Here is a 9,978-nt window from a genome sequence, read left to right as displayed (position 1 = left end):
ATGGCTTACTTAAAAAAGCATCCGATATATTCCCTTTAGATAAAGAGAATCTTAAGATTTCGTCCACATCTTCACCAATAGTATGACTTTCCTCTTTGATAAAACATGAAAAATCCTCTTGCAAACAGCTAACAAAGTGCAGTTTCTTATGTCGTCCATTTGATGGTGAGAATGAATTTATATGATTGTTGCTCGAAGTTAACTCGTTGCATTCTGACGGAGATTCTCCTCGAAATATCATATCCAAACAGCGCAGTGATTCCATTCTTGATTGCTGTGGTATGCATTGAAGCGCAGTATCATGTTTTTGACAAAAGTCGGACTTAATCCACTCAAACTTCAGATAACCAAAGCCATGCTTAAATAAATTATCTTGAATGCATTTAGTACAGTATTTAATTATGTGCTTATTTGATATTTTGACTTTCTGCGATTTTCGATAGAAGAATGCAAGATTTGGCCTATACGGTGCTGGGTCTTCAAAGCGGTGCCCTTTATAAGGAGCCAACCCCTGCCGTTGAAGCATTGACAGAACGAGCTTTTCACCAAATTTCTTATATATATCCAACGTACCAATTTTTATTCTGGGAAAACCTATCCAGCGCCCTTTGTTGTCAATGATATTAGCAAAATCGTTGATACCATTTAATACATGAGCTCTATAAATCAGGCTTTGAATAGATTCATCATCTAATACATACAAAAGACTGTGAACCTCAAAAATAAATTAATCTTAAAATTTAGAAATTTTTTTCAACATCCAGCAAATGAATTAAGTTTGTCTTTAACTGATCATAAGCAATGTCTAACGACACATCCCATTCAACGGCAAGATAATTAATCACCGTAGAAGTATCACTTGGATACAGCGGTTGACCATCCAACTGAGCGAATGGCCCGTCAGTTTCCAACAACACCCTATCTCTGGGTATCCATGCGATCACACTCTTAGCTCTTTTGGAAGTTAGCATTGCTGGGCCAATAGAAAAATAGCACCCGAGTCCAACAGCTTCAACCACTTGCTTTTTTTTTGCCAAAAACCAATGAAGAATTGGTGTTCCTGCTCTCGGGTGGTTTCGTAAACAAGCGAGAACTTCATCAACAGCATTTAAGCTGTGAATAGTTAATATCTTGTCATTGTAGAGTTCGCAGGTTTTAAGAACATGATTGAAAACCATCAACTGATCCTCCATATGTTCCCTGTATCCCCTTGAACCATCTAGTCCAATTTCACCTATAAAACGGGTGTCGGAGGCAAACCTGTCGAAAAGTGGCAATTCATTTTTTCTCTTGTGAGCTAGCTGAGGGTGAAGCCCTAACGCCGTTCTGCATTTTTTTAAGCCGCATGTTAGCTTTGTAGTCCCCTCGTAGGCAGAGGGAACTGTTGTAACCGACAATACGTAAAATCCACTGTCTTCAATATTGCTTAAGACTTTGCCGTAATCAGGATAAAGATCGACATGACAATGAAGATCCATCATTTGACGTTTTCCGCTTTTAAAAAGCTCTCAACTTCTTTTAAGCCACGTATTACTGTAGATTCGAGCCTTTCCCTTACCACGGCATCAAATGGCAATGAGCCACTTTGTCTAACCCAACGCTTGATATTCTTAGATTTTGTCATTCTTATAATTGCGGTCTGAACTGCTTGGAGGTCATCCCTTATTTCCTTGTCCTTTTTCAAAGAATTCAAATTCTGTGTGACATAATCGGCATCATCCTTAAACCCCACATGATGCACTGAGGCTCTCCTTATTAGACAAGGAACACAATGACCACACTGTTTATGTTTTCTGTGCCAGTGACTACAGGAAACACTGAGAGGAACTGCTTTTTTGATAGCATCTTGGTCAACGCAGTTTGCCAACATTTCACCTTTAGTCATGAATTGATAAGGATTGACAAATTTCACATGAAAGCCAGTATCGTCTAACAGTTCTTCTAATCGGCTTAAAAAGTAAGGATGTGTAGTTCTAGTGCTATGGCTGCCGACTCTCCGTCTGGTTAAAGGAGGATTAATAGAAATATAACCATTTTCTGGAACAATGATTGTGGAAATATTTGGATCGTTATTTACTTTTCTCAGTGCGATGAGACCGAGTACTGCCATGGCTAAAAAGTTAAAGCTTCGGCCTCTCATTGTTACATCCGTTTTTCCCTTCAACGGAGTCATTAAACTCGGCGAAATACTGTACGATAATTGTGCAAATTTTGATTTTAGCAGACTCTTAATGCTTTCTTGCTTAACACCGTCACCTCGATAGGCATGACTAACTAGCAAGGGCTTATAAATTGATTTCCCATTTAAGATATCAATAGCACCAACGGCACTATCTAATCCCCCAGAAAACAAACATACCGAGTTCAAGCCTTTCAAAGATTGTAATGTGGCTTTTGATTTATCACTTTTTATTGGCTCTGGGAGGGCCATTGTTGATTTAAAAAATGCAAAACTCCATTGATCACCAGTCAAAAAGTTGAGAATAGAGCTTAGTCTTTTACTTTCTCTATTCCACATCACTTCATTTGAAACTGGGACATGTAAATGCATGATTCGAGACCATGCGTCGGGAGCTTCATTACGTCTATAGAATGTTTCTGCCGCAGTAACTGCTGTAGCGATTGTAATTAGGTCAATAGCATTCGAATCAACTTTAACCCCTAGTTTTCGTACCTTTTTGAGCAAGCCCAGAGAAGCCGCGCTATGTTTGGTGTTATCGTGTTTGTGGGTATGAAATATTTGAACTGGATGGCACTTCTCAGAGTATCGAGGCAACTCATTTGGGTCATTGTGAAAATAGAACTCAATCATTGAAGCTCTCCCATTCTTCGATAGTTTGAGAAATAGCGTCAACTTGCAACTTAGTGATGTTTTCTTGAGACAATACGCCTGCGTTCTCGCGTAGGACTTTTTCTACTTTTGAAATTGTGATCACTTTAATCAAATCCCTGAGTTCTTCTTCCATTCTGTATTGCTTACTTGCATGCTCAACATGAAACCAAGCTTTCCCCATACCATTAACAACATCTTGAAAAATGAGATCTGTCAGATAGCAGGAGATTGCCTCTTGTATAATGTCATCAGTAAACATCTCAGCGACGAATGTGTCCTCATCAGGCAGTACCTCTGAGAGGGCAAAGTCTAAGGCCATTCTCACGGCATCGGCATCACCATTCTCCGGGGTTAAGTGCTCAGATATGCGGTCAATTGCCTGATCCGTAGTAAGTCCAGTTAAGTCACTGAGTGAAAGTGACTTATTGTTAAACTTAACTGTGTCACCCTGCATCATCCCCAGCAGGCCAGAACCTGCACTTATTCCGCTAGCTAATCTTCGACTTATGCCAGAGCCGCCACCGGAACTCTTGGCGTACTTTCTTAATGAACGTTTGAGATTAGAAGAGTCGCCACCAGACTTTGCGTAATCACCGAAAGACCTACGAGCACCAGTTAGGCGATTAGGGGACGGAATATTCGGCACGGGACCGGGGATTTGCTCCTGCACCTTTCCATTATCAACTTCCGATGGTTGTTGATTTTCATCGCCAACGTCGCCATCAGGTGACCCCGCACCAGAACCAGTTCCAACCTCAACCGGAGAGCCTTGCTCTGCCCATGGTGGTAGCAGTGGGCTTCGATTGTTTGGCCCTGTACTCGATGCAGATGTTCCCATTACTTAGTTCCCTCTAAATCTTTTATCATTGTGTTTATCCACGGCTTCTTCGGAACCTTTCCTAAGAAAGATTTGAAGATGTCTTTACATTGAGCGTCTTTTAAAGCTAACCAACGCGCACCATAAATGCCGGGAGATTTGAGCTTTAAGTCATCGACTTGCCTTAAATAGGCAACCAAACCATCCATTACCAGTACATATTCTTCAGCAGCCAATTCTGTAAATAACTTATCACTTGCCGAGCTTGTCGGTGTCGCCTGTTGCCGTAAACCATTCAGTAGTGCTTGAGCTGCTCCGGATAATATATTGTTCGCAGTCCCCATTGGTATACTCTGCCTGCTGAGATAAACCGCAGGGGTTAAATCTACATCTGCAAATTTTGGCTCCAATTCAGACCATTTATCCAAGAAAGCTAGTTCACTTTCCCACTCTTTTGGAATGAGGTTCATATCTAGCTCAGATTCTTGATCTTCTAACATTTTTAAAAAGGCTGGCTTGCCTTTCTCAGCATCGATGAGTTCGTAAAGCTTATTAGTCGCTTTAACCCCCATGCAGCGTTCGAATATAACCAACTTGATAACGGCTCGCTCATCCAAGTTCATGCCTCGACGATGCGCAGTTCTATATCGCATCTTCACTTGGTTTAATAAGCGCTTAACTATTCTTGGGTTGCCACTAATGTTTTTGGATTCAGCCAAAATAGGAGCCAACTGCTCTGCAAGTTTAAAATCATCTCGCAGCTCAGACTTGTTTGGAAGGTTGCAAGGTTTAAGCAGATCATCAACTGAGGTTTGAGGTTGCTTCCAAGAAAGCCTCAGTGATTCTTCTAAACCAATGCGGATCTTCTCAAACTCTTTGTCTGGCACTCGCTTGTCTTGGGTAAATAGCATTATCAAATACGCCCTGACTTCAGCCACACCCGGCTTCGGCACATGCACAGGAATCTGAATTAGTTTATCCACATAATCAATTTGATGCCTTAATGAAGCCCCCTCATGAAAATGTGGAACTGCAAGCTTAATCATGTCTGGGTCGGCAGCGACAACAAATGAAGTATTTGGAAGAAACAGAAAAAGTCTTATAGCCTCAAGGGTAGATATTGTGTTCTTTGGAGAACACCTATCAAGATTATCTATATATACAATTAGCGGTTTATCAAAAGCTTCCAATAGCGAAGTGTAGGACTTCCTAAACTCTCGAATCTCAGTCGGCGGTGAAAATTTATTTTCTGCTGTCAAAAAGTCGTTAGCTTTGCTTTTTAATTTAGATAACTCTTGGGCATCGTTTAAGACGTCTTCTAAACCAACACCTTTCTGGGCTTCCTCGTTAGAATCACTAGCCATTCCAAAAAGCTTCTGAAGAGCGCCAAATGTAGGCATACCTGAAATTGCAGCTGCTCCTTCAGCCATAAATCCCATAAAACGAATCTTGTCTATACGATTAGCAAAATCCAAAGCCTTTTTAAGCAATCCTTTGTCATCGGCAGCCTTTTCAACTAACTTGGCTGCAATCGTTTCCAACAGAGCTGCTTTTGCATCGTCGTAGCTCTGAAACGTCCAAGCATCAAAGTGAACTTGAATGTATTCCTTTTGTTCTTTTCTAATTGCGTCAGAGGTTAGTTCAAGAATCGTAGACTTTCCCGCTCCCCAGTCTCCAAATATACCAACAGATATAGGCATTAAATTCCTATCTGTGATGATTTCTTTTATTGACTGAGCAATTTCATTAAAGTTAAGGAAGTCTATTTTTGATTCTTTGTCTGACCACATAAAAATTCCTATTTTTTAATATGTTCCATATTATCCAGTAACCTTTAGTTCGCTGATAAAGATGGCACCTACAGACTTGTTTAAAACACACCCAACGCCTTATAAATCACATCGATGGGATCGCTTTAAAACTCACCTGAAATTTGGTGAAGGTTTCCGCAGGGATGCTTTGGATATCTTTTGCTGAATGCCCGTACGTGCCAACGCAATCTATTGTCAACGATACTATGGGGTACGATTTCCCGCGCACCAAAGCCACTACTTAGCGAGGTATAAATAATATTGAAAGTCTTCTTATTGATCGTTGCTTGGATCAACCGGGCGACAGTAAAAATGTCTGGAATGTTTAGCTGACTTGGCGCTTCTACAGGGAAGTCGATATTGTCTATCGCATCTAGCCCATCGGAGATTTGATTTGCCAGCTTAGCGAGTGTCTTTTTCGCATCATGCTCGACCAACGGCGTAAACTCAGGCGTTTGATAGTAACGCTTGTCTCGTGAGTCATACGTCATGTTGTTAGGGTGAAGTTCTTTGTATAGGGTGATATCACGCGATGCAGATGACAGCCCCTGACCAGAGTAGTTTACCACTTCCGCCCGTCTCATATGCCCGATAAATAGAAGTTTGAAGTCTATGTAGGCAAACCTTTGCTTTTGCGCATAGTTCAAATCAGTCCAGTCCATTCTGATACACACATCGCAAATAGTAGTCTGAGTTTGTCTCAAAATGAGACACAGGTCAATTTATTACGACACTTACCAATTGTCTACGAAATTACTACTTGGCGACTTCAAGCTGCTTGCTTAGTTTTGAAGTAATTAGCATCTTAGTTATGGGTAGCTTGTCCAGTTTTCGAGTTAACCAACCGTGCCCCCCTAAGAGCTTATCGAGTTGGTAGTTTGAAAAGCTTTCTTGAGTAATTTGTAAAATTTTTTGCAAATCTTGATGGACTTCTTTATCTCGCTTCTGCCAATCAACTCTTGGGTTTTGTTTGGGCTTTTGTGGGAGCGGAAGTTTCTGGTTCAGCCATTTTCGTTCATGGCGATATAACCAATGAAAAGCGGCATAATGATTTTGTTTAATATGTTCTTTTGAAGCCCATGGATTTGAGGTCAATGCGCGTAATATTTCCGTTTTGTACCGCCTTCTTTTTGACTCAGATTTGCATTTTTTTCGATGTTCGACCAACCCCTCAACAGACGAAATGACTTGCTCAATACTACCTTCCGACACATTAAAGGATTTTGCTATAACTCTCCTGTGAAAGCCCAACTTTGCTATATAGGCTATTTTGTCTTTGATCTCTTTTGTCAGCACTTTGGGCGATAAGTTAATCGGAATTCCTTCTTGTATGGCTAATAATTTTAAGTACGTCCGACTCTTGCCAGACTGCCTACATGCCTCGGCAAGTGAAAGCGATTGATTGAGTAATTCAATACAGTTTTGCTTAATATTATCCACATGGGTTGATTGGCAAACATTGACATACGCGCTCTGTGAATCACTATTGCTCAACTTAGAACTCAATAGATACTCGATTAACAAATATTTAAAAGGGTGCTGATTACTATCACCTGAAACCAAAGACCTAACGTAACCAAAATCTTCTGGATTTCTAGGGAACATCTTTTTCCCTGAATAGCAAAACAAATTAGTTAACTCCCAAATATCCCTCACAAGACTTTGACGCCTGCATCTGCCACTCTGATGTATATAACCAACCTGCTTTAGCTCCTTCAACAATTGGTTGTGCTGATAAGGCTGATCATGATGCTGAATACTTTTGAATTTCTGGTACACAAACCGAGAGAAAGCTACTTCTTCTGTATTACAAGTGCTCGTTAGCTCTCTTACAGGTGGTAAAAAATCACCCTCAATATGAGGTCTGTCTGGCAAGTTAACCGAGAGCAGTTCTATTGCATGCTTTGCGCAACAATTTAAACCCGGTATTTGATGTGTTATGTGCCAATATGAAAAGCCGTAATTCTCCACATCCTCGTTTGAGCAAAGCGGACAATACTTGGCAATCATCCCACCTTGGAGAGAGAAGTTAACTATCCTGCACACACGCAGCGCTTTAGCTGTATTATTGCCAAATACAGCCAACTTAATCTCATTTGCATGATACGGCATATAATAGGAAAACAATCGTCCAAGCGTTTGTTCACTGAAAATGGTGCCTGCCGATTCAGTACCGACTTGGGAGGCAATGCCTACACCAATAGTCAAAAATGGATGAATACTTATGCGGGAACGTCCAAATACATTGAGCAGATATTGTTCTCGACACAATCCTGTTTGCTTGAGATGACGAACAAAACGACTAAAAAGCGCCTCATCTGGCATTGCTGCTGGTATCAAGGTCAAATAGGTATCACCAGCTAAGATTGAATACTTTTTAGTCTAGTTCAAGCAGGGGATCATTCAATATTGTTCTGTCTGATTTTAAGACAGCTATCGCATCTGGGAACTCTGCAATTCTTTGGAGTCTATCGACATCTGGTATTTTAGACAAAAGATCAACATCTTCTAACAACGTTTTCAGTTGCAGTGCAAACTCTGGGTGTTGAGGTTTGGTGACATCACCGGTTTTATCGACCTTTATTTTCTGTGATAGTCCGTTACTTTGCGTGGATTTTCGAGTGGGTCCAGATGGTAGAGTGGTACTTGTTTTGAATCTCACAACCTCCTTGGTTTGCTTGGTTAAGCCACAAGCAATATTGTAACCAGCCTCAAGAGATGCTTCTGTTATCCTTTCGTCAGTGCTTCCAATAAGCAACCTTTGCGCCTCTCTGAACGTCCTAGCAGCCATATCTATGTTGCCACAGGTTAATTTGTGAAGGCAGCTGTTGAGTTCTGCATTCAACTCCGTGAAAGGACTTGTCCACTGGTATTGCCATAACTGCCCAATGAAAACCTCCCATGATTGAGAGCTAATATCCAATCCATGCATTTCACGATGAAAACCGCTCTCCGCTCGCCGAGCAGCCTTCAACTCCTTGACGAGGCTTTGATCGAATGGAGGATTAGCAATAAAAAAAATGGGAATTCCCAATTTGTTAACCAAGCGGTGTATAAACTTCAGTAGATTGCTTTCACCGCCCGTTCTAGCAAATTGCAGATTCTGCATTTCGTCTATGACAAGAATGCCTAAATTATTAATCTTAATCTGCTGCTCCATTTGTCGAATCAGGGAGCCAATGTATTTTTCAGGTTTTGTTTTTTCTCGCCCGAGTGTTAAATCAAGTGTCGCCAATATTTCTTCACATAAATCTCGAACACTTGAGTTACTTGGACAATCGACTTTCAATGATACAACCTGTTGAGGAAAGGGGACTGGGTTGCCAAGATAACTTTCGTGAATAATAACTGTTGGGAAGTAGCTTAGAATCTGCTCAATCATTGTGGTTTTACCAACACCACTGTCCCCAATCAATGTAAGCCCTTCACCTTTTGGAACAAACTTTCCAGTTCTTGGCAAAACCTTAGGTAGGTTTTCCACGTCATAGTGCATATATTGGGCGGTAGTTGGGCTGAAAGGGTTTCTTGACGAATAACCTTGTTTGATAACTCGCTCCACAGCTCTGAAACAATCTTTATATTCAGTAAGGGGTTGCCTAAGCTCACTTATACGATTTAAGTACTCCTCTCGAACCAGTGGGTCCGGATCATTTGCAATATCTTCCGCCAAATCAGGGTAATTGCTGAGATGAAACATAATCTCTTCCCATGATTTCTTGGGTGGTAGAGCCTCAATGAGTGGATTGCCCGAATGTTCTGGTAATATTGGCTTAGAATATTGCGCTCGCTCAATTGTCATCATCATTTCTCTTTCGATTGCGTTGAGGGCCTTGAGGCAATGGAATAACTGAACTCGTTGCTACAGGTTTAGCGGGTTCCGTAGCCTTACCAGCGGACGCTGAAGAAGCCCCATCGATAATATTTGTTGTTCGCTCAATTTCAATTTTTCTGTTATCTCTGATTCCTTGCTTCCTTTGGTTGAAAGGAGTTATTTTTGCAACTTTGCTTCTGCTAGCAGCTTCTTTATTTATTTTGCTGACTTCTTTTCTAACTTCTTTTCTGTGGTCATTAGCCACAGTATTTTCCTTTTTAACATCAAGCCAATCCTGAACGAAATCTGCCTCAATCATACTTCTATCCCTGAACAGCTTGCGTCTCTCGGCTAAATTGCATTTCACGAAGCCTTTATTTTTATCAAGCCGAACATAAATAAAATTCGTAGTGTTTTCATCAATTCGAGCCTCTAATTGCCATTGCCCTGACGATCTAGCGATAGAGTGAAATTTTCGCGACTCAATATCAGAATTTGTATAATAAAGACCTTTATATTCAAGGCCATACTCAGTCATGCTGACCATAGCAGAAGGCAACAGTTGTGCTACGACATCGCTAGGGTTACAAGATCGTAACTCTGTCCTAAACTTAGCTACGTGAATCTTCCAGTAGTTGAGTGGAGTCGGTTCTAAGTTGTTCTCAAGGAGTAGTGATGATGAGTAAGTTAACTCTTCAAACACTGA

At 40.9% G+C, this 9,978-nt stretch carries 7 protein-coding genes and 2 pseudogenes; all 9 read right to left on the bottom strand.

From position 1 onward, the window contains the following. On the bottom strand, positions 1-703 hold a 703-nt coding region (locus Q3O60_RS17385; protein ID WP_305895195.1), incomplete at its 3' end, for a hypothetical protein. Between the two features lie 37 nt (positions 704-740). Continuing rightward, complete coding sequence (gene qatD, locus Q3O60_RS17380) at positions 741-1,481, bottom strand: Qat anti-phage system TatD family nuclease QatD (protein ID WP_305895194.1); 741 nt, start codon at positions 1,479-1,481, stop codon at positions 741-743. Next, the gene (qatC, locus tag Q3O60_RS17375; protein ID WP_305895193.1) at positions 1,478-2,812 is read right to left on the bottom strand and encodes a Qat anti-phage system QueC-like protein QatC; all 1,335 of its coding nucleotides are present in this window, start codon (positions 2,810-2,812) and stop codon (positions 1,478-1,480) included. Before qatC ends, qatD begins: the two co-directional genes overlap by 4 nt. Beyond that, a complete protein-coding gene (locus tag Q3O60_RS17370; protein WP_305895192.1) occupies positions 2,805-3,671 on the bottom strand; it encodes a Qat anti-phage system associated protein QatB in 867 nt (288 codons plus the stop codon). Before Q3O60_RS17370 ends, qatC begins: the two co-directional genes overlap by 8 nt. Next, positions 3,671-5,440 (bottom strand): KAP family P-loop NTPase fold protein, encoded by a 1,770-nt coding sequence (locus Q3O60_RS17365; protein WP_305895191.1) that lies wholly within the window; start codon positions 5,438-5,440, stop codon positions 3,671-3,673. Before Q3O60_RS17365 ends, Q3O60_RS17370 begins: the two co-directional genes overlap by 1 nt. Positions 5,441-5,616: 176 nt before the next feature. Next, positions 5,617-6,123 (bottom strand): annotated as a pseudogene (locus tag Q3O60_RS17360) (BrxR family helix-turn-helix transcriptional regulator); the annotation flags it as partial. A 94-nt stretch (positions 6,124-6,217) separates the two neighbouring features. Further along, the gene (locus Q3O60_RS17355) at positions 6,218-7,807 is read right to left on the bottom strand and encodes a TnsD family Tn7-like transposition protein (protein ID WP_305895190.1); all 1,590 of its coding nucleotides are present in this window, start codon (positions 7,805-7,807) and stop codon (positions 6,218-6,220) included. Between the two features lie 31 nt (positions 7,808-7,838). Further along, positions 7,839-9,263 (bottom strand): ATP-binding protein, encoded by a 1,425-nt coding sequence (locus tag Q3O60_RS17350; protein WP_305895189.1) that lies wholly within the window; start codon positions 9,261-9,263, stop codon positions 7,839-7,841. Beyond that, positions 9,250-9,978: pseudogene (locus tag Q3O60_RS17345) on the bottom strand (transposase); the annotation flags it as partial. The pseudogene Q3O60_RS17345 and the gene Q3O60_RS17350, both read right to left, overlap by 14 nt.

The sequence above is a fragment of the Alkalimonas collagenimarina genome (genome assembly GCF_030717845.1).
GTDB classification, from domain to species: domain Bacteria; phylum Pseudomonadota; class Gammaproteobacteria; order Enterobacterales; family Alteromonadaceae; genus Alkalimonas; species Alkalimonas collagenimarina.
The sequence above is the reverse complement of the archived record's forward strand: the minus strand, read 5'-3'. Positions and strand labels throughout refer to the sequence as shown.

What these genes read in the sequence shown, in the direction of transcription:
- qatD (WP_305895194.1), bottom strand. Translation starts at nt 1,481, where the DNA reads ATGATGGATCTTCATTGTCATGTCGATCTTTATCCTGATTACGGCAAA.
- qatC (WP_305895193.1), bottom strand. Translation starts at nt 2,812, where the DNA reads ATGATTGAGTTCTATTTTCACAATGACCCAAATGAGTTGCCTCGATAC.
- Q3O60_RS17370 (WP_305895192.1), bottom strand. Translation starts at nt 3,671, where the DNA reads ATGGGAACATCTGCATCGAGTACAGGGCCAAACAATCGAAGCCCACTG.
- Q3O60_RS17365 (WP_305895191.1), bottom strand. Translation starts at nt 5,440, where the DNA reads ATGTGGTCAGACAAAGAATCAAAAATAGACTTCCTTAACTTTAATGAA.
- Q3O60_RS17350 (WP_305895189.1), bottom strand. Translation starts at nt 9,263, where the DNA reads ATGATGACAATTGAGCGAGCGCAATATTCTAAGCCAATATTACCAGAA.